20 protein-coding genes are annotated in these 24546 nt (G+C 30.5%); 17 read left to right on the plus strand and 3 right to left on the minus strand.

Annotated features, from left to right (window positions below; genetic code table 11):
- Positions 1 to 12 precede the first annotated feature (12 nt).
- The 6 genes from KPL44_RS20245 to KPL44_RS20270 all read left to right on the plus strand — a co-directional run bounded on the left by KPL44_RS20245 (position 13) and on the right by KPL44_RS20270 (position 6882).
- Positions 13 to 990 (plus strand): substrate-binding domain-containing protein, encoded by a 978-nt coding sequence (locus tag KPL44_RS20245; protein ID WP_216253907.1) that lies wholly within the window; start codon positions 13 to 15, stop codon positions 988 to 990.
- A gap of 25 nt (positions 991 to 1015) precedes the next feature.
- Complete coding sequence (locus KPL44_RS20250) at positions 1016 to 2068, plus strand: galactose ABC transporter substrate-binding protein (protein ID WP_253201866.1); 1053 nt, start codon at positions 1016 to 1018, stop codon at positions 2066 to 2068.
- Positions 2069 to 2205: 137 nt separating this feature from the next.
- A complete protein-coding gene (locus KPL44_RS20255) occupies positions 2206 to 3249 on the plus strand; it encodes a galactose ABC transporter substrate-binding protein (RefSeq protein ID WP_216253909.1) in 1044 nt (347 codons plus the stop codon).
- Positions 3250 to 3366: 117 nt separating this feature from the next.
- Entirely contained in the window at positions 3367 to 4881 is a 1515-nt protein-coding gene (locus KPL44_RS20260) for a sugar ABC transporter ATP-binding protein (protein ID WP_367302961.1), read from the plus strand.
- A gap of 21 nt (positions 4882 to 4902) precedes the next feature.
- Positions 4903 to 5907 carry a galactose/methyl galactoside ABC transporter permease MglC gene (gene mglC, locus KPL44_RS20265; protein ID WP_216253912.1) on the plus strand — a complete coding sequence of 335 codons (1005 nt, stop codon included), beginning with the start codon at positions 4903 to 4905 and terminating at the stop codon, positions 5905 to 5907.
- Between the two features lie 183 nt (positions 5908 to 6090).
- Positions 6091 to 6882, plus strand: coding sequence for an HAD family hydrolase (locus KPL44_RS20270; protein ID WP_216253915.1), 792 nt, complete (start codon positions 6091 to 6093; stop codon positions 6880 to 6882).
- A gap of 6 nt (positions 6883 to 6888) precedes the next feature.
- Here the strand turns inward: KPL44_RS20270 and KPL44_RS20275 are convergent, their stop codons facing one another.
- Entirely contained in the window at positions 6889 to 7659 is a 771-nt protein-coding gene (locus tag KPL44_RS20275; protein WP_216253986.1) for a LytR/AlgR family response regulator transcription factor, read from the minus strand.
- A gap of 5 nt (positions 7660 to 7664) precedes the next feature.
- Entirely contained in the window at positions 7665 to 9293 is a 1629-nt protein-coding gene (locus KPL44_RS20280) for a LytS/YhcK type 5TM receptor domain-containing protein (protein ID WP_216253988.1), read from the minus strand.
- Positions 9294 to 9523: 230 nt separating this feature from the next.
- Between KPL44_RS20280 and KPL44_RS20285 the strand changes: the two genes are divergently transcribed.
- The 8 genes from KPL44_RS20285 (at position 9524) to KPL44_RS20320 (ending at position 19745) form a co-directional block, all read left to right on the plus strand.
- The gene (locus tag KPL44_RS20285) at positions 9524 to 11314 is read left to right on the plus strand and encodes a carbon starvation CstA family protein (RefSeq protein WP_216253919.1); all 1791 of its coding nucleotides are present in this window, start codon (positions 9524 to 9526) and stop codon (positions 11312 to 11314) included.
- A 160-nt stretch (positions 11315 to 11474) separates the two neighbouring features.
- A complete protein-coding gene (locus tag KPL44_RS20290; protein ID WP_216253921.1) occupies positions 11475 to 12638 on the plus strand; it encodes a class I SAM-dependent methyltransferase in 1164 nt (387 codons plus the stop codon).
- A gap of 57 nt (positions 12639 to 12695) precedes the next feature.
- A complete protein-coding gene (locus tag KPL44_RS20295) occupies positions 12696 to 13499 on the plus strand; it encodes a pyruvate, water dikinase regulatory protein (protein WP_216253924.1) in 804 nt (267 codons plus the stop codon).
- 61 nt (positions 13500 to 13560) lie between these two features.
- Positions 13561 to 14664 carry a glycoside hydrolase family 55 protein gene (locus KPL44_RS20300; protein WP_216253929.1) on the plus strand — a complete coding sequence of 368 codons (1104 nt, stop codon included), beginning with the start codon at positions 13561 to 13563 and terminating at the stop codon, positions 14662 to 14664.
- Between the two features lie 54 nt (positions 14665 to 14718).
- Positions 14719 to 15666, plus strand: a complete 948-nt coding sequence (locus KPL44_RS20305; RefSeq protein ID WP_216253932.1) for an L-lactate dehydrogenase — start codon at positions 14719 to 14721, stop codon at positions 15664 to 15666.
- Between the two features lie 472 nt (positions 15667 to 16138).
- Positions 16139 to 17740 (plus strand): mannitol dehydrogenase family protein, encoded by a 1602-nt coding sequence (locus tag KPL44_RS20310; RefSeq protein WP_253201869.1) that lies wholly within the window; start codon positions 16139 to 16141, stop codon positions 17738 to 17740.
- A gap of 159 nt (positions 17741 to 17899) precedes the next feature.
- The gene (locus KPL44_RS20315) at positions 17900 to 18673 is read left to right on the plus strand and encodes a sigma-70 family RNA polymerase sigma factor (protein ID WP_216253939.1); all 774 of its coding nucleotides are present in this window, start codon (positions 17900 to 17902) and stop codon (positions 18671 to 18673) included.
- Positions 18674 to 18785: 112 nt separating this feature from the next.
- The gene (locus KPL44_RS20320; protein ID WP_216253942.1) at positions 18786 to 19745 is read left to right on the plus strand and encodes a 2-hydroxyacid dehydrogenase; all 960 of its coding nucleotides are present in this window, start codon (positions 18786 to 18788) and stop codon (positions 19743 to 19745) included.
- A gap of 56 nt (positions 19746 to 19801) precedes the next feature.
- Here KPL44_RS20320 and KPL44_RS20325 read toward each other — a convergent pair whose 3' ends face one another.
- Positions 19802 to 19978 carry a hypothetical protein gene (locus KPL44_RS20325; RefSeq protein WP_216109093.1) on the minus strand — a complete coding sequence of 59 codons (177 nt, stop codon included), beginning with the start codon at positions 19976 to 19978 and terminating at the stop codon, positions 19802 to 19804.
- Between the two features lie 255 nt (positions 19979 to 20233).
- Between KPL44_RS20325 and KPL44_RS20330 the strand changes: the two genes are divergently transcribed.
- The 3 genes from KPL44_RS20330 to KPL44_RS20340 all read left to right on the plus strand — a co-directional run bounded on the left by KPL44_RS20330 (position 20234) and on the right by KPL44_RS20340 (position 24498).
- Entirely contained in the window at positions 20234 to 22273 is a 2040-nt protein-coding gene (locus KPL44_RS20330; protein WP_331702808.1) for a sigma-54 interaction domain-containing protein, read from the plus strand.
- A 185-nt stretch (positions 22274 to 22458) separates the two neighbouring features.
- On the plus strand, positions 22459 to 23193 hold the full coding sequence (locus KPL44_RS20335) for a gamma-glutamyl-gamma-aminobutyrate hydrolase family protein (protein ID WP_253201870.1): 735 nt from the start codon (positions 22459 to 22461) through the stop codon (positions 23191 to 23193).
- Between the two features lie 3 nt (positions 23194 to 23196).
- Positions 23197 to 24498: an APC family permease gene (locus KPL44_RS20340; RefSeq protein WP_216253962.1), complete on the plus strand. Its 1302-nt coding sequence runs from the start codon at positions 23197 to 23199 to the stop codon at positions 24496 to 24498.
- The last annotated feature ends 48 nt before the right edge of the window (positions 24499 to 24546 follow it).

Raw genomic sequence — 24546 nt, forward strand, 5'->3', positions numbered from 1 at the left:
TGAGTATGTATTATGTTTAAAAAAAATAGTTCAATATTTATTTTGATTTTTATACTTCTTATCTCACCATTTTTATTTGGAATTGTGAATTTAAGCACAAAGAATCATGATGATCCTAAAAAAATATCATTAATATTAAAAACACAAAATGGTGATTATTGGAAAAATGTTAGAATGGGTGCTGAAGTTGCTGCTAAAGAATTTAATGTAAAGGTGGATTTTACGTCAACAAAAGATGAAACCGATATTGATGGGCAGGCAGGCCTTGTAAATGATGCTATTCAAAGAAAAACAGATGCTTTAATATTGGCATTAGGTGACAATAATAAAATTGTAAATGTAACTGAAAAAGCTGTAAGTGTAAAAATACCTGTATTAGTCATAGATAATAAACTAAGTAGTAATAAAATAAATAGTTATATAGCTACAAATAATGTTAAAGCTGGAAAAATAGCAGGTGAAAAACTTATTTCTTTATCTAATGTAAATTCGAGAATTGCAATTATTAATTTTACTAAAGAATCAAGTAATAATAAGGAAAGAGAAGATGGGTTAATGTCGATAATCTCAAAACACCCGGAAATGAAGGTTGTATACAAGGAACCTGTTGCCCCCGATTCAGAGAGTGCATTGGTACTTACAAAAAAACTTATTTTAGGTGGTGAAAGGATCAATTCGATAATAGCATTAAATTATATAAGTTCTATTGGAGTAGCACAAGCGATTGATGAATTGGGACTTGCAGGTAAAATAAATGTCATTACATTTGACAATACTCCAGAAGAAATAGAATATTTAGAAAAAGGAGTTATAGAAGCCATTGTTACTCAGAGTCCTTTTGGTATGGGGTATTTAGCTGTTAAGTATGCAGTTTTGACCGTGCAAGGAAAGAAAATACCAAAATATGTTGACACAGGGTTAGTCGTAATAGATAGGAATAACATGTATTTACCAAAATACCAAAAAATATTATTTCCATTCACACAATAGATATACATATATAGGGAGAAGTCTAATGAAGAATATAAAAAAAAATATAATAGTTTTCATATTGATTAGCGTGGTTTTCATTTTTATATGGTATATATACAATAATGCTAGTTCAAAGGTCGGATATAAGACTGATCTTCCTAAAGTTGGTGCAGCTATTTATAAATATGATGATGAATTTATGTCTTATATATTAAATTCAATGGAGGATGAATCATACGGGAAAGTTGCATTGAATGTAAATGATTCTCAAAATGATCAGAACATACAACTTAGGCAAGTAGATGAAATGATTTCAAATGGAGTACGGGCAATAGCAATAAATTTAGTGGATCCAAAAGCTGCACAAATTGTAATTAATAAAGCAAAAGCATGGGACTTACCTGTTATATTTTTTAACAAGGAGCCTGAATCATCAGTTTTAAACAGCTATAACAAAGCATGGTTCGTTGGTACAGATTCGAAGGAAGCTGGAATTTTGCAAGGAAAAATGATAGTTGATCTTTGGAATCAAAATAAGAGTAAATGGGACAAAAATCATGATGGAAAGTTATCATATGTGTTACTTAAAGGTGAACCAGGACATCCAGATGCAGAGGCACGTAGCAAATATGCTTTAGATGAAATTAAAAAGGCAGGTATTCCTGTAGAAAAGCTTGATGAAGCAACTGCTATGTGGGATGCGGCAAAAGCTAAGGACAAGATGGATGCATGGATATCAAAATTTAATAATAAAATAGAATTTGTAATTTCTAATAATGATGTTATGGCACTCGGTGCTATAGATTCTTTAGAAAAAGCGGGATATTTATCTGGTAATAAGTTTATACCTGTAGTTGGAATAGATGCTATTCCAGCTGCTATTAAAAAGATAAAAGAAGGTAAAATGGTTGGTACAGTATTGAATGATGCCAATAGTCAAGGTAAAGCAATAATTGATTTAGTTGCAAATGTTGCAAAGGGTAAAAATATATTTAGCGGAACCTCCTGGAGGGGAAATAGTGATAAGTCTGTACGTATTCATTACGTTATCATAATTAAGGATAACGTTGATGAAGCAGAGCAAGCATATAAATAATTACCCTATACCATTAAATGTAAAAACAACGTGGAATTTTAATATATCACAGTAGTATTTTGTATTAATATTAAATATTTTTGATGGTATTATTAAGTCAAGTCAACGTTTACATTTAGAAATCGGGGGGGAAATTCATGAAAAAAGCAATTACAATGATTCTAGTATCAGCAATGGTTACTTCTATGTTAGCAGGTTGTTCAAGTGGGAGTAAAACTGCAACTACAACTACAAGCAGTGAGGTTAAAAGTGTGTCAATAGGATGTACAATTTACAAATTTGATGATACTTTTTTAACTGGTGTTCGTAATTCAATAACTGCAGCTGCAACTGCTGCTAAAGCAAAGGTGGAAATTGTTGATAGTACAAATTCATCTGCTACGCAAAATGAAAAAATAGAATTGTTTATTACTAAAAAAGTAAATTCACTAGAAATTAATCCTGTTGATTCCGCATCCGCAGGTGCTATCATTACTAAGGCAAAGAGTGCTAACATTCCAGTTGTATTTTTTAACCGTATGCCATCAGCTTCTGATATGAATACTTGGGATAAGGTTTATTATGTAGGAGCAAAACCTGAACAGTCAGGAATAATGCAAGGAAAAATATTAGCTGCATATTGGAAAGCTAATCCAAAAGCAGACACGAATAAAGATGGAATTATGGATTATGTTATGATCACTGGTGAACCAGGACACCCTGATGCTATTGCCAGAACTAAAGCTTCAATAGCTGAAATAGTTAAAGAAGGAATAAAAGTTAATTTGGTAGCTACAGATACTGGTATGTGGGACCGTGTTAAGGCACAAGATAAAATGCAATCAATTTTAGCCGCTAAAGGTAATAAAGTTGAAGCAGTACTCGCAAATAACGATGATATGGCTCTTGGTGCAATATCTGCATTAAAAGCTGCTGGATACTTTAAAGGCACTAAATATATGCCAGTTGTTGGTGTTGATGCTACAGCTCCAGGAATTGCAGCTTTAGCTGATGGATCTATGCTTGGAACAGTATTAAATGATGCTAAAAATCAAGGAATTGCTACTTTTAATATTTCAAAATTGCTAGCTGAAGGTAAAGTACCAACTAGTGAAAATGCTGGATATACATTAACAGATAAAAAATATGTATGGATAGACTACAAACAAATAACTAAAGCAAATATGAGTGATGCTAAATAAACTTATATACTTATAAATTATTAAATGTTTGTAAATAAACTAAAGTGCAATAGAAATTTATTGTACTTTGGTTTATTAATGAGATTATCTATTTTAATGTATACAGGGGGTGTTAAAATGATGGAAGATAATTATTTGCTGGAATTAAATAACATATCCAAAGAATTTCCTGGTGTAAAGGCATTAGACGATGTAACGATGAAGGTCAGTCCTGGAAAAGTACATGCGCTAATGGGCGAAAATGGTGCTGGCAAATCTACTCTTATGAAATGTCTTTTCGGTATATACACACAGGATTCTGGACAAATATTATTAAATGGCCAAAATGTAGTAACAAATAGTTCAAAGGATGCTCTAAATCTTGGAATTGCAATGATTCATCAAGAGATTCATCCTGTTAAATTTAGAAATGTAATGGAGAATATGTGGCTTGGACGGTTGCCAATGCATGGAATTGGACCTTTTCAATTAGTAGATGAGAAAAAAATGTACAAAGATACTAAAGAACTTTTTAAAAAACTTGGACTAGATATTAATCCTAATACAATAGTGGAAAATTTATCGGTTTCTACAGTTCAACAGATGGAAATAGCAAAGGCGGTTTCTTACAATGCAAAAGTTATAATTATGGATGAGCCTACATCATCTCTTACTGAAACTGAAGTAGGACATTTATTTAGAATAATTCGTGATTTACAAAAGACTGGTGTTGCTATAATTTACATATCACATAAAATGGAAGAAATTCTTCAAATTTCAGATGAAGTATCTGTAATGAGAGATGGAAAAATGATAGGTACTTGGGAAGCTAAGGAACTAAGTATTGATATGATAATTAAAAAAATGGTTGGACGTGATTTAACTAATAGATTTCCAGAAAGAAAAAATGTACCTGGAGAGGAAATATTAAGGGTTGAAAAATTTACTTCACCATTTCCAAGATCATTTAAAGATGTTTCTTTTAATTTAAGAAAGGGTGAGGTACTTGGTGTAGGCGGACTTGTTGGAGCTCAAAGAACAGAAGTTATGGAAGCGGTTTTTGGTCTTAGAAGTTTGGAGTCAGGCAAAATTTTTATAAATGATAAAGAAGTTAAAATTAAGTCGCCAATGGACGCAAAAAAGCATAACATGGCTCTACTTACCGAGGAACGTCGTGCGACTGGCATATTTCCAGTACTATCAATTTTGGAAAATATTGTTGTCGCAAATCAGTCAAAATATTTGAGTAAAGTGAAGATTTTAGATGACAAATTGCGTAAGGATGATTCGAATAAGAGTATAAAGCAGTTAAATATTAAAACACCTTCATTTAGAGAACTTATACAAAATTTATCTGGTGGTAACCAGCAGAAAGTTTTACTAGCAAGGTGGCTTCTTACAGTGCCAGAGATATTGATTCTTGATGAACCAACACGTGGTATTGATGTAGGGGCAAAATTCGAGATTTATACAATTATTACTGAACTTGCAAATCAAGGTAAAAGTATTATAATGATATCTTCTGAAATGCCTGAACTTTTAGGTATGTCTGATAGAATAATGGTAATGTGTGAGGGGCATCTTTCGGGTATTATCGATGGAAAAGATGCTACAGAGGAAGCAGTAATGGGACTCGCTAGTAAGTATATGTAATAGTCAGGGGGGGTAAGGGAAATGGAAATAACTAAAAAGAAAAATATAGGTGCTTTTTTTAAACAAAATGCTATATATGTTGTTTTAGTAGTATTAATAATAGGTATTGCTGTAAAGGACCCACGATTTATTTCACTTAGCACTGCTAAGGATATTTTGATTCAAAGTTCCACAAGAGTTATAATTGCACTTGGAGCTTGTTTTGCAATTCTAACAGCTGGAGCTGATCTTTCAGCAGGACGTGTGGTAGGTCTTGCAGCAGTTATATCTGCTTCAATGATTCAAGCGGCTGATTATACAAGTAAATTTTATCCGAATTTAGGTCATTTGCCAATGGTAGTTCCTATTTTAGCAGGTATTTTAGCTGGAGGTATAGTTGGTCTCTTAAATGGTTTTATAGTATCGAGGTTTGAGGTACCACCATTTATAGCAACACTTGGAACAATGGTTATTGTTTATGGAGCAAACTCAATTTATTTTGATCTTCCTCCAAATAAATCACAGCCGATAGGTGGTCTAAGGGCTGATTTTACTGCACTTGGAACACAATCATTTTTAGGAATTCCATATGTAATAATTATAGCAATTATAGTTACATTAGTAATCTATGTTGTTTTAAATAAGACAAAGCTTGGTAAAGATGTATATGCTATAGGTGGAAATAGAGAAGCTGCGATAGTTTCAGGTATTAATGTAAAAAAATGTTTGCTTTGGATATATGTAATAGCAGGTGTACTTTATGGTATAGCTGGTGTTCTTGAAGCGGCGAGAACTGGTGGAGCTACAAATAATTATGGTAACGGTTACGAACTAGATGCAATCGCGGCTTGTGTTGTTGGTGGCTGGTCAGTTGCTGGTGGTGTTGGTACTGTGCCGGGTATTGTAGTAGGTGTACTTATATTTAGTGTTATTAATTACGGACTAACATTTATAGGGGTTAATCCATATTGGCAACAAATAATAAAAGGTTTAATTATAGTATCAGCAGTTGCAGTCGACATAAGAAAATACATTCGTAAGAAATAAAGAAAATTTTATTAATTATATTTATATAAAAATAACTTAAAAAAAGTCATGGGATATTTCAAAATAAGAAATATCCCATGACTTATTTTAGCTTAAATATTGGACAAGTAGTAACTGATGTTTTATCATATAGATAGAACATAAAATTTTTTATTAAATAAGAACTAAAGAGGAGATTAAAACATGAAAAAAGTAATATTTTTTGATATAGATGGTACATTAATTGATTGTACAAGAGGCATTACACAAATCACGAAGGAAGTTGAAAAATCTATTAGAAAATTACAAGCTGAGGGTAATTATATCTTTATTGCAACTGGTAGACCATATGCGTTTATAAGTGAAGAATTATTAAAATTTGGTTTTGACGGTTTTGTGTTTACTAATGGTGCACAAGTAGTAGTTAGAGAAGAATTAATTTACAAACAGGAAATTAAGAAAGATGTTGTAGAAACAATAATAAATAATTTTGAGAAATTTAATATTGAGTATATATTGGAAGGTGAAAAATATTCATATATGAAGAGTGAATGTGAAGATTTATATGCATATTATGATAGTTTTCATATATCAAGGAAGTATATAAAGAACGAGTACAATATTAGTGATATTGATATTGATATTTATAAAATGGAGATGTTATGCAAAAGTAAAGAGGCAGAAGAATATTGCCTATCATTACAGGGTAATGAATTTGATTGTAACCATAATATATCAAGTAATATTTTTGAAGTTTATTCTAGTAGGGAAACAAAAGCATCTGGAATAATGAGAGTACTCAATCATTTAAATATTCCTGTAGAAAATAGTTATGCATTTGGGGATGGTATAAATGATATAGAAATGTTAGAGTCAGTTGGATGTGGTATTGCTATGGGAAATGCAAGTGAAAAGGTTAAAAGTCACGCTAAAAAGGTAACATGTGATGTTTTAGATGATGGAATAGCAGTAGGAATAGAAAAATTTATAAACTAAATTTTTCTATATACCAAGTAGTTGCTTTAATTTGTGAACATTGCTTCTACTTACAGGGACTTCAGTTTTTTTAAGATCATTAATAACTAATTTATAAGTCCCGTGAAACCATGAGTACAATTCATTGATTTTATCTATATTAACAAGATAACTTCTGTGAACTCTGAAAAAATTAGTTCTGGCTTCAATTTTGCAAAGAGTATAATTTGTAAAGTAGCTTTTATCATATGTCTTAACATAGGTTCTTTCATCTTCTGTATAACAATAATATATCATGTTAACATCTATTAGTTTAATAATGCCATTTTCTACGCAAGGAATTCTTTTTAAATTTATATCAACTTTATTTAAGTTATTGATCAGTTCACTAATTATATTGACAACATCATTTTGATCTTGTTTATTAGCTATATATTTTTCCTTTAAATGATTAATAGTTGTTGCGATGCGATCTTCATCAAAGGGTTTGAGTATATAATCGAATGCCTGTATTTCAAAAGCTTCTATGGCATGCATGTTGTAGGCAGTCACAAATACAATGTCTATTGCTTTATTGTCATCCTTTATATGTCTTGCAAGTTCCATTCCGTTGCCAAGGGGAATATTTATGTCCAAAAATGCAACGTCAAAGGTAACATCATTTATTAGATCTATTGCCTCAATATTATCATACGCAATACCGATAACCTCAATAAAGTTATACTGGGAAAGAAGATATTCAAGCTCCGATGCTGAGGGCATTTCATCTTCAACAATAATGCATTTTATTTTGTACACTTTCATCACCCCTTTGGTATTATTATTTTTATTCTTGTTCCTTCATTGTAAACACTTTTAATATCTACTCCATACTGTGGGCCATACAAAAGTATAAGTCTATCGTTTACATTTTTAAGACCAATACCAGGCCATTTTGTTATTACTTCTTTATACTTTTGGGGATTCATTCCGACACCAGTATCGGTTACTTCAAATATAATATCGTTAGATGTATCTTCAGCATTTATAAAAACAGAGCCCCCATCTTTTTTACCATGAATTCCATGCTTTATTGAGTTTTCTACTAGGGGCTGAAGTAAGAATACAGGTATTTTAAAATTTAATATTTCTAGAGGGATGTTAAAATACACCTTAAGTCTTGGTCCGAACCTTGCTTGTTCTATGTGAACGTATGACTTAATTAATTCAATTTCTTCATTTAATGTTACAAAATCATCATCCCTTTTTAGAGTTTTCCTAAAATAGTTTGATAAGTCTAGAATTAAATCTTTTGCTTTCATTGGATCTGTTCTACAAAAGCAGGATATAGTATTTAGCGCATTAAAGAAAAAATGTGGATGTATTTGAGCTCTTAGTGATTTAAGCTCAGCCGCTTGGACACCTTCTGCTAATTTATTTAACGTGTAAAGTTCAATTTGCATAGAAAGTAGGCTTCCTAGTTCTTGGCAGAATTCGATAAAATAAGAGTCTAAATCCTTTTCACTTTTCACTTTTAATCCTAGTATACCTTCAAATTTATTTTCATTTATCATTAGTGGAACACAGTAAAATACCTCATCTTTAAATTTATCCTTAAATTTAATAACTTTAGAGCTATTTTGCGAAAATACAGAACCTAAATTATGCGATAACAAAATTTCGGATAAAGACTCTCCACAGTAAGAGAGAAGTGTCTTTTTATCAGCTATAAATACACCTTTCACAATACCAATTTTATATATTATTTTTACTATTTTATCTGCGGTGTTTTTACTTAAGCCTAATCTCATGTAAAATAGAGTCTGTTTAGAAATCGCAAGTACTCTCTGTGCTTGTATTGCTCCGGCTCTTGCATTTTCGATTTTTATTCTGTTTATTATGTCCAAAAAGATTGCAACACCAAGAGAATTTACTAATATCATAGGGAATGCTATTACTTTTTCTAAGGCGAGACTTTGATAAAAAGGTTTTGCTATTAATAGTATTAATAACATCTGAAATGTTTCAGCAATAAAGCCACCAATAAATGCTGTCTTAATGCTAAAATTTTTATCCTTTAAATATAGTCTAATAAGTCCACCTGTAAGGCCCTCGATAATAGTTGCAACTGAGCATGCAGCCGCTGTAAAGCCACCTAAAGTATAACGATGTATTCCTGCAATAGTTCCAACAATAATTCCAACAATAGGTCCGCCCATCATTCCGGCGACAATAGCTCCAATAGGCCTAGTATTTGCAATAGCGTGAGGCTGAATATCAACACCAATATAGGTCCCAAGTATTGATAATATGCTAAAAAACATTATCATAATTATTTTATCTTTAAGATTTATACTATCTTTAATTAAGTTCTTAAATGTGTTCGAATGGCTGAATATATATGCTGTTAGAGCAACAAGTGACATTCCCTCCATTAGTTGTAAATATAATATATAAATTCACATCCTTATTTTATCTTATAATTAAATTATAGCTGAAAAAAAATAAAATACAAATTAAATGATAACGATTTTATGAATACTATTCAAAGTAACTATTGTACACTTAGACCATTAAATGTTACACTTCACCGCAAATATATTTACGGTGAATAAGCGTAGCAATATAATATAGTTACATTAATTATTTGATTTATAAATATATTTTGAGAGGAGTAAGTGTTATGAATTCTATTGTATTAGTAATCGTTGCCGCTCTTGTTCTTATTATTGCTTACAGAACCTATGGTGCTTTTATAGCCGCTAAGGTTTTGGTTCTGAATGAAAAAAATAAAGTGCCATCGGAGGTACATAATGATGGCAGAGATTTTATACCAACCAATAAATGGGTGTTGCTAGGACATCATTTTGCAGCTATTGCAGGTGCAGGACCACTTATCGGACCAGTTCTTGCAGCACAGTTTGGATACTTACCGGGAACTCTATGGATATTGATCGGCGCAGTAGTTGGCGGTGGTGTTCATGATATGGTGGTATTATTTGCATCTGTTAGACATGATGGTCAATCAATAGCTCAGCTTGCTAAAATTTACTTTGGTAAGAAAATGGGTTTGGTTACATCTATTGCAGTTCTATTTATACTTATAATAACAATGGCAGGTCTTGGTATTCCAGTTGTTAATTCATTGTTCAATAGCCCATGGGGTACATTTACAGTTGGGTTCACAATACCAGTAGCTATGTTCATAGGAATTTATATGAAATATATAAGACCAGGAAAAATAGCAGAGGCTACTGTAATTGGAATGGTTCTTATTATGGTAGGGGTTATTGGAGGACCATTTATTCAACATACAGCATTTGGACAATTTTTAACTTTTGATGCTAAACAAATGTCTATTATACTTGCTGTATACGGTTTCTTTGCAGCGGCACTTCCGGTTTGGCTTTTATTGTTACCTAGGGATTATTTAAGTACTTATATGAAACTTGGAGTTATAGGTGCACTTGCACTCGGAATAATTATAGTAAGACCAGTACTCCAAATGCCAGCAATAACTCAATATGTTCATGGTGGTGGTCCAATTATTCCAGGAAAAGTATTCCCATTCCTGTTTATAACAATAGCTTGCGGTGCTTTATCGGGATTTCATGCACTAATTAGCTCAGGAACTACGCCGAAGCTTATAAAAAATGAGAAAGATATACTTCCAATAGGATATGGGTGCATGCTAATAGAAGCGTTTATAGCTTTAATGGCTTTAATTGCAGCTTCAGTACTTCCAACAGCAGATTATTTTGCAATAAATTCACTACCAGCAGTATTTGATAAACTTAACATGATACCAAAGGAACTTCCAATGCTCTCAGGAATGGTTGGAGAGCAGTTAGCAGGAAGACCAGGTGGATCGGTATCACTTGCAGTAGGTATGTCATATGTATTTTATAAAATTCCAGGATTAACTAAATTAATGGCTTATTGGTATCATTTCTGCATTATGTTCGAGGCATTATTTATATTAACAACAATAGATGCTGGAACTAGAATAGGAAGATACTTATTACAAGATTTAGCAGCTTCGATATATAAACCGTTTGCTAAAAAGAATTCTTGGGGTAATATAATATTATTTAGTGCTTTAATGTCATTTTCATGGGGATATCTTCTTTATACAGGAAATGTATCAACCATTTGGCCATTATTTGGTGTTGCAAACCAGACACTTGCAGCAATAGCATTTGCAATTGGTACTACATTTTTAATTAAAAATGGTAAACAAAAGTATATGTTGATTACAGTTTTGCCACTGATATTTATATCGGTTACTACATTTACAGCAGCTATAGAAAATATATTCAATAATTATATTCCACAAAATAAAATAGTACTTGCGGTTATGTCAACTATATTAGTTATTATGCTTGCAATAATATTATTTGAAAGCGTTAAAGTATGGATCGTAGAATTAAAAAAGAACAAGGATGTCATGAATAAAAAAGAAATTACTGAGTAAATGTTTATTGCAAAATTAAGGTACAGCTTTTATTAGAAGCTGTACCTTAATTTTATTTAATAGAAATAGGGTATTTAAAGTGTTAGTATTAATTAACTTGGTATATAATAATGTTATTAGATAGAGAATTAGTTAAAATAAATTACTAGGAGTGCTTAAGATGGAAGACTTAAAGAAAGCAATTGATGAAATAGTTAAACAAGATATTATAAAGGTAGTTATTAGCAATAAAATTAATAAGGATGTAGAATATAATAAAATAACATTTGTATTGAAGGAAGATGATGAAAAACAATATTACCAAATAGAAAAAACGACTGATAAACAAGTTTTTCATGAAAATATTAACGTTGATATTTTAGAGGAAAAGCTTTTGGAATATGTACAAGGGAAATATAAACAACTTGATGCTTGGGCTGGTACTACAACCTTTGATTTGAAAATATCTAAAAAAGGTAAGGTTCATTTGGGACACAAAATGAGTGACAATGAAAAGCTTACAAGCAAGGGTCATAATAAAGAAAAAAATTATATTCTTAAAGAGGGTATGATAATAAAGCCTCTTATAGATTTAGGGATTTTCACAAAAGAGGGCAAGGTTGTTAATTCAAAATATGATAAATATAAGCAAATAAATAGATTTGTTGAAGTTATTGATGATGAAATTAAAAATAACGATTATAAGGAACTTACTATAATAGATTTTGGATGCGGCAAGTCTTATTTAACATTTGTATTATATTATTACTTTGTTGAAATTAAGAAAATTAATGTGAAAATGATAGGACTTGATCTTAAAGAGGATGTAATCGGAAAATGTAACGAGATAGCAAAAAGATATAATTATGAAAATTTGAGGTTCGAGCTAGGAGATATAAATGGCTTTAAATATGAAAATAAGGTTGATATGGTAATTACATTACATGCATGTGATACTGCTACTGATTATGCTTTGTACAATGCAATAAAGTGGAATAGTGAAATGATCTTTTCTGTTCCTTGCTGCCAACATGAATTTAATAGTCAAATTAAAACGGAATCATTAGCTATACTAACAAAGTATGGAATAGTAAAGGAAAGAGTTTCCGCACTTATGACAGACGCAGCGCGTGCAAATCTTCTTGAATGCTCCGGATACAAAACACAACTTTTAGAATTTATAGATATAGACCAGTCTCCCAAAAACATATTAATTAGAGCAACAAAAGCTAATATACCTTTAGAGATAAAAGAAAAGGCTTTGTCCGAAGTAAATGAGTTAATGACTTCATTTAATTTAAAACCAACATTATATGATCTATTAAGGAAGGATAATTTAATATAATTATCATAATGATAGTCTAAGAGGAATACCTAAATTAGGAAGGTAGATGATGTTAAGGTGTTAACAATATATGCGGTATCGGATTCTATAGGAGAAACAGCAGAACTTGTAGCAAAATCAGTAGAAAGTCAGTTTCCAAGTAGTATTATAATAAAAAGAGTACCATATATTAAGACAGCTGAAGATGTTAATAAATTTATTAGTAAAATAGAAGATAATTCTAAAGCAATGATAATTTCAACTATTATTATGGTAGATGTGAAGGAATTCCTAGTCCAAAGATGTGTAGAAAAAGGGGTATTCATATCAAATATTTTAGGACCAGTTATAGGTCTTGCATCCAAGTTATTAAACAAACAGCCAGAATATATTCCCGGGGCAATATGGAATATGGATAAGGAATATTATAAAAGAATAGAAGCTATGGAATTTGCTATTCAGTTTGATGATAGTCGCGATTATAATGGAATAAAGCTTGCGGATGTAGTTCTCATTGGGGTTTCAAGAACTTCAAAGACCCCATTATGTATGTATTTAGCTAATAAGGGAGTAAAGGCTATAAATATACCTTTAGTGCCTGAAGTCCCTGTTCCAGAAGAATTGTATAATATTCCAGGAAGAAAGATTATAGGTCTTACAATAAATCCTTTTGAGCTTATTGAAATTAGGAAACATAGAATGGATAAATTTAGTGGACTTAATTCTAGTTTTCAATATTCTAATGACGCAAGAATACTAGATGAATTAGATTTTGCTGAAAAAATAATGAAAAAGACAAGGTGTTTAACTATCGATGTTACTAAAAGAGCTATAGAGGATACAGCGTTAATTATTATGAAGAGCATAGGGAGTACTAAATAGTTAATGTAAAATTTTTATACTATGAAGGCTACAACAACTAATTATCTCTAGAGGTGGTAAATTGATAGAATTAAATGTTTATGAATTTGGAGCTATAGGAAATGGAATAATAGATGATACGTTAGCTATTCAAAGTGCAATAAAATATTGTTTTGATAATAATATAGATAGATTAAAGTTTGAAAATGAAAAAGTTTATCTATGTAATAAAGAGATTGTGTTATACGGCAAAAATTTAATTGTTGATGGTAACAACTCAATAATTAAGAGAACTACAGATTTTATGGGTGTTTTTGGGGCTGTATTAAATGTATATGGGTTAACGCCTAATTTAAGCTATCCATTACTTGGAAAGTATATAGGTAAGATAATTCCTGCGCAAAGTATTGTTATCAAAGATTTAAGTATTTATTGTGCAGAGAAAATTTCTAGTTCTACCTATATAAATGGAGTAGCTGTATGTAATGCCAAAAACATAACTTTAGAAAACATTATAGTTACAAATGCACCACAAACAGCTTACGCCATTGTTTCATCTTCCATTAACAATGAAAATTTAATAATTGATAATGTAACACTAGATAGTTGTTTATCAAGAAATAGTAAAAAACATTCATTTAGGCTTAGTGCAATAAAGGACAGCAATATATTTAATGCAAAAATGATTAATTGCTTAGCACTAAATGTTATAGAAAAAGAGTCTGGGTATAATGCAAAAGGTAGAAAGGTACATTTAATATGTAATGTGTCCTCAAATAATGTTGGTTGTTATAAGATTATAATTGATTCTTGTCATTTTGATTGTAGTGGTGAAGTCTATATAGTTCAAAATTGCACTAATATAATAATTCAAAACTCACAATTATTTGGTGGGCTAGAGATATATAATCCTAATAAAATGATAAGTAACAATATAGTTATAAAAAATAATGAATTTAATTATATTTCGAACAACAATATTTATAAAACACCATTATTATTATGTAATATAAAAAATATTAACATTACAGGAAATGTATTTAATGATCATTTAAAGGAAATACTAGATGAATATAATATACGTATATATGGTTGTGAGGATATTATTTTTAAAGAAAACTATAATTTTAATTTGTTAATAAAAATTAACCATATAGTGGATAAAAATACATTAAGCAAAGCGTAGTTGATATTTATTATTAATTAGTATATAATGTTAATAAAGAAAGGGAGTCTTTTTATGAGAACAAAAGGAAATAAAATATCCATTATTGGAGCTGGATTTGTAGGGTCAACTACTGCATTTGCTCTAATGAATGGAGGACTTGCAACTGAAATTGTAATTGTAGATATAAATAAGAATAAAGCTGAGGGCGAGGCAATGGATTTATCGCATGGTGTTTCCTTCGTAAGGCCAATAGAGATAACTTCAGGAGAATATTCGGATACAAAAGATTCAGATATAGTAATTATTACAGCGGGGGTTGGTCAAAAGCCAGGTGAAACAAGGCTTGATTGTATTTCTAAAAATTTAAAAATATTTCAAAGCATAGTCCCGGAAGTTGTAAAATTTAGCCCAAATTCTATATTATTAGTAGTGTCAAACCCTGTTGATATATTGACTTATATAACTTATAAGTTATCAGGTTTTCCAAGTAATAGAGTAATTGGTTCTGGTACTGTACTTGACACATCAAGATTTAAATACTTGCTTAGTAAGCATTTTGAAATTGATGCAAGAAATATTCATACCTACATAATGGGTGAACATGGGGATTCGGAAATTGCAGCATGGAGTATAACTAGTATTGCAGGTATGGATGTTGATGAGTTTTGTTCTACATGTCCTAATAAATGTGATGGAGAGCTGAAGTATAATATATATAAGGAAGTAAAGGAAGCGGCTTATACTATTATCCAAAAGAAGGGTGCAACTTATTATGCTGTTGCCCTAGCTATTAAAAGGATAGTTGAAGCAATATTAAGTAATGAGAATTCTATTCTTACGGTATCATCTCTATTAAAAGGTGAATACGGAATTGATGACATTTATATGGGAGTGCCAACAGTTGTAGGTAGAGAGGGAGTAAAAAAAATATTAGAGGTTAGACTTAGTGAGGAAGAGAATAAAGAGCTTTTGGAATCTTCGAAGGTACTTAAGGAAGTTATAAAAGACTCAAAAATATAAGACTAAATGTAAGTTATAACTGACATCTAGTTAAAAACGTCATATAAATATTAACTTAAAAGAAGTGATATTTATATGGCGTTATTTTTGTTAACTCTTATATAAAAAATTATAACAACATTTAATAAGTGTTATATATTTTAAAAATGGGAAAATTATTATTCGAATAAAAGAAAATATACATTGAATTTATAAAAAAATATGATATAATATTAAATATAACACAACTGACATACAAGTATATTAGAATGGTAGTGTGACGATTGCTAATGAAATGGAAAGAAAACCTTATTAAATTTACTTGTTGTAAAAGTAGAATTATTTTTTAAATTAACGTGTAAACGATATCTATAATGGGTTGAATATAGGATAGTAATAATAGTGGTATTTAAATATATAGTCGGATTAAACAATTGGCGACTATGCAATATCGTTGAAAAAAAATTAACGAATAGAGAGGATGATAATAGAAATGGAAAAATTAGAGTTAAGTAAGTTAAATATAAAAAAAGATGAATTATGGAAAAAAGCAGGAATAGAACTTCCCAAATTTGATTGTGATAAGATGTCAGATTTAACAACAGAAAATCCTACATGGGTGCATTTTGGAGCAGGAAACATATTTCGTGGATTTATTGCAACTTTGCAACAAACGTTATTAAATAATGGAATTGCAGATACGGGTATTGTTGCAGTTGAGGGATATGATTATGAAATTATAGATAAAATTTATACTCCTTATGATAATCTAAGTTTACTTGTAACTATGAAACCGGATGGAAGTTTAGATAAAAAAGTCATTGGAAGTATAGGTGAAAGTTTAGGGTGTGATTATTCAAGGGAAGATGAATGGGAACGTCTACAAAAAATATTCAAAAAACCATCTTTAAGTATGGTAAGTTTCACTATAACAGAAAAAGGGTATAGTTTAAAAAACATTTCAGATAAAGATGTAGAAGATGGACTAAAACATCCGAGGAGCGTTATAGCTAAAGTTGCATCTCTCATGCATGAAAGGTATAAAAGTGGCGAATTGCCTATTGCACTTGTAAGTATGGATAACTGTTCACATAATGGTGAAAAACTCTATAAAGCAATAAATACAATTGTAGAAAAATGGGCTAACAATGGTTTGGTTGAGAAAAACTTTCTAAAGTATATCAATAATCCAGATAAAGTATCATTTCCATGGAGCATGATAGACAAAATTACACCAAGGCCCTCGGATAGTGTTAAAAAAACATTGAATTTATCTGGGTTCGATAGTACCGATATAGTTATTACAAAAGGTAATACTTATATTGCACCTTTCGTTAATGCAGAAGGACCACAATATCTTGTATTAGAAGATAGTTTTCCAAATGGACGGATGCCACTTGAAAAGGCTGGTGTATTTTTCACTGATAGAGAAACTGTGGAAAGGGTAGAAAAAATGAAGGTGTGTACTTGCTTAAATCCACTTCATACAACGCTTGCGATTTTCGGATGTTTACTTGGATTTAATCTTATTGCAGATGAAATGAAAGATCCAGCTTTAAAGAAGCTAGTGGAGAATATTGGATATATTGAAGGGATGCCAGTGGTTGTTGATCCTAAAATATTTAATCCAAAAGATTTCATTAAAGAAGTAATTGAGGTAAGACTTCCCAATCCATATATACCAGATACTCCACAAAGGATAGTATCAGATACTTCTCAAAAAATTGGAATAAGATTTGGCGAAACAATTAAGTCTTATATGCAAAGAGAAGATTTAGAACCCAAAAATCTTAAATATATTCCTCTTGCTATTGCTGGCTGGTGCAGGTATTTGATGGCAATAGACGATAATGGTGAGAAAATGGAGTTGAGCCCAGATCCATTATTAACTACACTTAAAACTTATGTTTCAGACATTAAGTTAAATAGGTCGGAAAAAGTAGGTAATAAATTAAAACTTATACTTTCTAATGAAGAAATATTTGGGGTTAATCTATATAATGTAGGACTTGGAGAAAAAGTAGAAAACTATTTCAATGAAATGATAAAAAGTACAGGTTCTGTAAGGTTAACACTTGAAAAATACGTGGATTAATTAAGAAAATATAATATAGTGAGCCATTATCAATAATCTGATAGTGGTTCATTTTATTTGATATAAAACAAAATAAAATATTTATAGGTTGTCTTTAGTATAATAATACATCATAAGGACATAATTTAAGTCAAATACTCTGAAAGGAATGGTGACCTTATGATCTTTAATCAAGTAGAAATATGTGGGGTAAATATTTCAAAATTACCGGTATTAGATGAAAAACAAATGCAGGAGTTACTATTTAGGATACAAAATGGAGAATATGAATGTAGAGAGAAATTTATTGAAGGAAATCTTAAATTAGTGTTAAGTGTGATAAAGCATTTTAGCAACAGAGGTGAAAAGGTAGAAAAATTATTTCATGTAGGTTGTATTGGTTTAATGAAGTCGATTGATAATTACGATCTAAGCCGAGACGCTAGGTTTTCAATATATGCAGTTTCAATGATAATCGAAGAAATAAGAAGGTATTTAAACCATAATAATTCAATAAGATTAAGCGAATATTTAAAAGATATTGCATATAAGGTATTACAAGTTAGAGACAGATTAGCGAAACAAGACAATATAGAGCCTACTATATCTAAAATAGCCAAGGAACTTGAATTAACTAGTGAGGACATAGTATTAGCTTTAGATACTATTCAAGAGCCTATATCGTTAATTGAACCAATTTATTATCAGGACGTGGATGAAATTTGCGAAATGAATAAAAAACAAGACAACAAAAACTTAGAGGATAGTTTTCCAAATAACATATCAATTAGAGAATCAATGAAAAAATTAAATGCTAGGGAAAAATTAATTGTAAATTTAAGGTTTGTTAATGGAAAAACTCAAATGGAAGCGGCGAGTGAAGTAGGCATATCAAAAGAGCAAGTAGCTATGATAGAAAAAAACGCATTAAAACATCTGAGAAGGCATGTATAGGATTTTCTTTGAAAATCCTATTTTAAATAGGTCATTTTGTATAAATACTTTATTTTTAAGGCAAACAGTAGTAGTATTAGTTATAAAAATTTATACTCTAGGAGGCATATATATGGTAAACACAGTATTTTTAAATTTAGCAAAACTTAACTTTGACAATAAACTAGATTTTTCGTCGATAACTAAACTGAGCACTTTCACAAAATATGATGAAAATATAAATGAAAAAATTTTAGAGCGAGTTAAAGGCCAAACTATTATAATTACGAAGGAATTACCTTTGAGTGGTAAATTAATATCAGAGTTCCCGTCCTCTGTTAAACTTATATGCGAAGCTGGGACAGGCTATAACAATATTGATATTGCTTGCGCAAGAAAAAAAGGTATTACAGTTTGCAATGTTCCAAGCTATAGCACACAAGCAGTTGCAAATCTAGTAATTACCTACATATTAAATTTTAGTTCTTCATTAATACAACAACAAATTATGCTCAAAGAAAAAAACTTCGATAATTTTAATAAACATTTACAGTTGCCACATTTTGAACTTCAAAACAAAACACTTGGAGTCATCGGTGGATATGGTGCTATTGGACGTGAGGTTATAAAAATTGCCTTAGCAATAGGGATGAATATTATTATATATAGTCGATCAGAGCAATCATGGGAGAATCCAAATGTACACTTTGCTTCACTTGAAGAATTGCTCAAACAGAGTGATTTTGTATCGATTAACTGCCCTTTAACAAAAGATACATTACACCTAATTAATAAGGATAGGCTTAAGTTAATGAAGTCTTCGGCCTTTATAATAAACACATCAAGGGGATCAATAATAAAAGAAACTGATTTAATAAAATCTCTGCAAAATGGTGATATTGCAGGAGCTGCGCTAGATGTTCAGGACCCTGAGCCACCAGAAATTAATAATCCCTTGTTTGATATGGAAAATGTAATTTTAACTCCACATATAGGGTGGAGACGTTTTGAGTCTAGGCAAAGATTGATTGAACTCATGGCGGGTAATATAGAATCATTTATAAAGGGAAAACCAATTAATGTTGTAAATTAAAAATGACATATAAAGGCTGACATCATTTTTACGGTGTCAGCCTTTATATTTATAGATTAATGAAAATTATTTTCTTTTGTGATGTTATTAGTTACAAATTCCTCTAATACACTCATTATTTGTCCTTTGCTTAATGTGTTATACCAATCCATTCTTTCGACGCAAGTTGAGTCCATCATATCTTTATTGTAAAAATTATCGCCTTTTTTAATCCTTATAAATATCTGCTTCATTGTTATCCTCCTACTAAAATAATTAATTTATTATGGGTGCATAAATTTTTTTATAAAGTTCTTTTTATTTCAAATATGCCCATTTTAAAATATCTTATTCTTAGTTAGGATAATAAAACAATAAAACAATAAAATTATTAATTTGTTTAGTAACTCTATATCATTCATTATGACACCTCTTAATTTTATTACATGATATACTTAAGCAATTGACAAATATAAAAATGTTGCGCAAAATATAATAAATAAGCGGGGGTGAAAACATTGAAATCTATAGGAATTGTTACAAACACTAATTCTCAAGTTGCAATATTTCTAAAAAAAAATATTGAAGAAATATATAAGGATTTCGTTATAATAAATAGCTATTTTTTAGATGAATTAATAAATAAGGATGAAATAACTGACGATGTTGTATTAGTTATGTTGCATGAGAAGGCATTAGAAATAGAGAAATATGTTAAAAATAGAGAAAACATAATAGTTATTGCTAGAACTATTAAGGAAAATGAGGTATATAAAATATTTAACATTCAAAAGGGAAGAAATGTTCTTGTGGTTAATGATAATAAAGAAACAACATTAGAAACAGTATCATTACTTTATAGAATAGGTGTAAATAATATCCATTTAATACCTTTTGATAAAGCAAAAAATTATGAAGATATTAAATGTGCAATAACACCAGGGGAATCTCATAGGGTACCAGAATACATTGAAAAAATTATAGATATTGGTAATAGATGCATTGATGTATCTATATTTATTAATATAATTTATAAATTAAAGCTAAATAGCAAGCTGATAAATACTAGACTATTCAAGTATTCTAAGGAAATTGTAAATTTAGACAGCGGCATTAATGAAAAGTATAGGGAACTCTCTGTAAAGAATAAAGAACTAGACACCGTTATAAATATGTCTAGAGAAGGAATCCTTCTCATAGATACAGAAAATATAATTGTTTTTTATAATAAAGCCTTTGAAAAAATATTTAATCTTAGAGGCAATCATATAAATTGTAATATGAGAGATATTTTAGATGAAAACTTAGCAGATATTCTTAAAAAAGAACTTGTGAAGAATGAATTAGTGGAGTTTAAAGATAAGTTTTTAGTTATAAATAAGGAGATCATTGATTATTATGGAGAGAAGAAAGCCTGCTATATTAATGTAAATGAAGTTACGTACTTAAAGCAACTAGAAGAAAATTTGTCTGATAAGTTAAAAACCAAAGGTCTAATAGCTAGATATGATTTTAATTGCATTAAAACAAATTCAAGCGTTATGCTGGAATGCATTACTTTGGGTACTAAGATTGCAGGCTCAGACTTGACAGTACTTGTTACTGGGGAGAGCGGAACAGGAAAGGAACTCTTTGTTCAATCAATCCATAGTTCGTCTCATAGAAAGAATAGACCATTTGTTGCTATTAACTGTGCTGCCGTTCCAGAAAGCTTGCTTGAAAGTGAACTGTTTGGATATGACGCTGGTTCTTTTACCGGAGCACTGAAGAATGGGAAAGCAGGTTTATTTGAACAAGCAAATAATGGCACCATCTTTTTAGATGAGATTGGCGACATGCCCCTTTCACTTCAGGCAAGATTACTTAGAGTGCTTCAAGAAAGACAAATTATGAGAATTGGTTCTCAAAAGATAATAAATATTAATATAAGAGTTATTGCTGCAACTAACAAGAATTTAATTAAGTTAATAGAGCAAGGGAAATTTAGGGAAGATCTCTTCTATAGAATTAATGTTCTCCCTATTAATATCCCTCCAGTTAGAGACAGAAAAGAAGACATAATAGCTTTAATAAATTATTTCATTGGAGAAGAAAAAAACATACAACTTTCAGATGAAGTAACAAATATATTTTTAAGCTATCCTTGGCCAGGTAATATAAGGGAAATACAAAATGTAGCTTCATATATTGCACTAATGAGCGATTCAGTAGTAAAAACAGAAAATTTGCCCTATTACATAGTTAATTATGGCTTAGATTTTAGCAAAGAGCTTTCATTTCTTGAAAGTAAAAATAGTCTTCTAAATGCTATAGAAGTTCTAAAAATTATAAAAAAACAAAATAGTTTAAATTTAGGAGTTGGAAGATGTAGCATTGAAGAAAGCTTAAAATTAAAAAATATAATTTTAAGTGAAGCAGAAGTAAGAAGGATTATGAGTATTTTGAATAAATTAGCAATAATATCTTCAAGCAGAGGCAGAACGGGTAGTAAAATAACAATAAAAGGGAATACTTTTTTAAATTGGGTGATTAATAGGTTAACTATATAACCTATTAATCCTATAAAACATCCCTAAACTTAATATCTATATAGAAAATGAATTACAATTCAATTTTTTTTTATAAAAATGGTGAATTTAACTACAAGGTACATTAAAATAAATAATAATTAATGTTTTACTTATGTGTGGCATAGAACTTGCTAGTATAGTTTTATAGAATGGAGGTGAGTTTAATGAAAAAACCTATTATTGGAATACTCGGAAATTTACTCATTATGGAAAACGGCATGTTCCCAGGCATAGAGAAATCCTATGTAAACAATGACTATATTGAATCTGTACTTTTAGCTGGCGGAGTACCTCTTATTATACCTGTTAATAGTGATGAGGATGTTATTAGAACCCAAATAGATTTGAGTGATGGGATAATTATTTCTGGTGGGTATGATGTTAATCCTATAGAATATGGAGAGGAACCATCTCAAAAATCTGGTTTTATTTATCCAAAGGTAGATGAATTTTATTTAAAGGCTGTAAAATATGCTATTGATAATGGTAAATCAGTACTTGGAATTTGTAAAGGCATACAAATATTAAATGTGCTTTATGGCGGGACTATTTACCAAGACTTATCTGAGCTAGATGGATGTTATATAAAGCATATGCAGAGTTCAAAACGAGATGTACCAACGCATTCTGTTTATATTAAGGAAGATTCTATTTTAGTTAATATTTTAGGTGATAAAGTATTAACCAATAGTTTTCATCATCAATGCTTAAAGAACGTTGGACATGGATTTAAGGTTACTGGCACTTCAAAAGATGGTGTAATTGAAGCTATAGAAGGTGACCAAGCTCCCTTTGTGTTAGGCGTACAATGGCATCCTGAAATGATGATGAAAAGTTCACAAGCAATGCTTAACATATTTAAGGAATTAGTAAAAGAATCAAAGAAAGGGAGGCTATAAAAAATGAATGACAAGAAAAAATTTGGTCTTTTCAGTATTGTTCTTCTTGGAATTAATGGGGTTATAGGATCTGGAATATTCTTATTGCCAGGCAAGGCTATGAAAATAATGGGTCCAGGAAGTTTGTGGGCATATGTATTTGATATGTTTCTAGTTTTATCCATGGCTTTATGTTTCGCAGAGACAGCTGGTATGTTTGAAAAAAATGGAGGTCCCTACATTTATGCTAAAGAGGCCTTTGGAAATTTTGTAGGTTTTGAAGTTGGAATTATGAAATGGGCTATAAGTATAATTGCTTGGGCAACTATGGCAGTTGCATTTGCTACCGCTTTATCAGCTATTTGGCCACAAGCGGCAGTTGGAGCCACAAAAAATATTGTTGCCGTTAGCATTTTAGTAGGTCTCGGAATTATAAACATTTTAGGTGTTCAAATTGCAAAGTATATGAATAATATCATTACTGTTGGCAAGCTTATTCCATTAATACTTTTTGCAGCTATTGGAATATTTTTTATTAAAGGATCAAATTTTACTCCTATATTTCCACACGGAGCTTCTGGGTCAACCTTTGGTGCTGCAGCAATATTAATATTTTATGCTTTTACAGGGTTTGAATCTATTGCTGTTGCAGCTGAGGATATGGAAAATCCCCAAAAAAACATACCAATTGCCATAATTATTACTATGTGTCTTGCATCAGTAATTTACATAATGACTCAGGCTGTTGCTATCGGAACTTTAGGACCTAATTTAGCTAAGAGTGTTACTCCAGTCGCAGATTCAGCAAAAACATTTCTAGGATCTTTTGGTGGAACATTAGTAACTGCAGGAACACTTATATCTATTGGAGGAATAAATATTGCAGCCTCCTTTATTACCCCACGATCTGGGGTTGCCCTTGCCGAAAACGGATTAATGCCTAATATTATTGCTAAAAATAGTAGATTTGGAACTCCCTATATAGCAATTATTATTACAGTTGTTCTTGCATCTTTAATTGCACTAACTGGTAGTTTCACTCAATTAGCTGCAATAAGTGTTGTATCAAGATTTGCTCAATATATTCCCACTTGTCTTGCTGTAACAGTACTTAGAAAAAAGAGACCTGACTTAAAGAGTACTTTTAGAGTTCCTTTTGGACCAGTATTGCCTACACTTTCGGTGCTAGCTAGTATTTGGCTGTTAAGCAAAGCAACAAAAATACAAATAATTTGGGGACTTGGTGCATTACTTATTGGTGTTCCATTATATTTTATAATGAAGCATTTAGATTCTAATAAAATCAATAAAACACAAACTATGTAAATAGCAAGATATAGGTATTTAAAGAATTTTCATTGCCAAAGCCTCAGG

This window comes from Clostridium sp. DSM 17811 (assembly GCF_018861905.1).
Classification (GTDB): Bacteria; Bacillota; Clostridia; order Clostridiales; family Clostridiaceae; genus Clostridium_AD; species Clostridium_AD frigoriphilum.

What these genes read in the sequence shown, in the direction of transcription:
- mglC (WP_216253912.1), top strand. Translation starts at nt 4,903, where the DNA reads ATGGAAATAACTAAAAAGAAAAATATAGGTGCTTTTTTTAAACAAAAT.
- KPL44_RS20245 (WP_216253907.1), top strand. Translation starts at nt 13, where the DNA reads ATGTTTAAAAAAAATAGTTCAATATTTATTTTGATTTTTATACTTCTT.
- KPL44_RS20315 (WP_216253939.1), top strand. Translation starts at nt 17,900, where the DNA reads ATGATCTTTAATCAAGTAGAAATATGTGGGGTAAATATTTCAAAATTA.
- KPL44_RS20340 (WP_216253962.1), top strand. Translation starts at nt 23,197, where the DNA reads ATGAATGACAAGAAAAAATTTGGTCTTTTCAGTATTGTTCTTCTTGGA.
- KPL44_RS20320 (WP_216253942.1), top strand. Translation starts at nt 18,786, where the DNA reads ATGGTAAACACAGTATTTTTAAATTTAGCAAAACTTAACTTTGACAAT.
- KPL44_RS20310 (WP_253201869.1), top strand. Translation starts at nt 16,139, where the DNA reads ATGGAAAAATTAGAGTTAAGTAAGTTAAATATAAAAAAAGATGAATTA.
- KPL44_RS20290 (WP_216253921.1), top strand. Translation starts at nt 11,475, where the DNA reads ATGGAAGACTTAAAGAAAGCAATTGATGAAATAGTTAAACAAGATATT.
- KPL44_RS20305 (WP_216253932.1), top strand. Translation starts at nt 14,719, where the DNA reads ATGAGAACAAAAGGAAATAAAATATCCATTATTGGAGCTGGATTTGTA.
- KPL44_RS20255 (WP_216253909.1), top strand. Translation starts at nt 2,206, where the DNA reads ATGAAAAAAGCAATTACAATGATTCTAGTATCAGCAATGGTTACTTCT.
- KPL44_RS20260 (WP_367302961.1), top strand. Translation starts at nt 3,367, where the DNA reads ATGATGGAAGATAATTATTTGCTGGAATTAAATAACATATCCAAAGAA.
- KPL44_RS20250 (WP_253201866.1), top strand. Translation starts at nt 1,016, where the DNA reads ATGAAGAATATAAAAAAAAATATAATAGTTTTCATATTGATTAGCGTG.
- KPL44_RS20270 (WP_216253915.1), top strand. Translation starts at nt 6,091, where the DNA reads ATGAAAAAAGTAATATTTTTTGATATAGATGGTACATTAATTGATTGT.
- KPL44_RS20285 (WP_216253919.1), top strand. Translation starts at nt 9,524, where the DNA reads ATGAATTCTATTGTATTAGTAATCGTTGCCGCTCTTGTTCTTATTATT.
- KPL44_RS20335 (WP_253201870.1), top strand. Translation starts at nt 22,459, where the DNA reads ATGAAAAAACCTATTATTGGAATACTCGGAAATTTACTCATTATGGAA.
- KPL44_RS20325 (WP_216109093.1), bottom strand. Translation starts at nt 19,978, where the DNA reads ATGAAGCAGATATTTATAAGGATTAAAAAAGGCGATAATTTTTACAAT.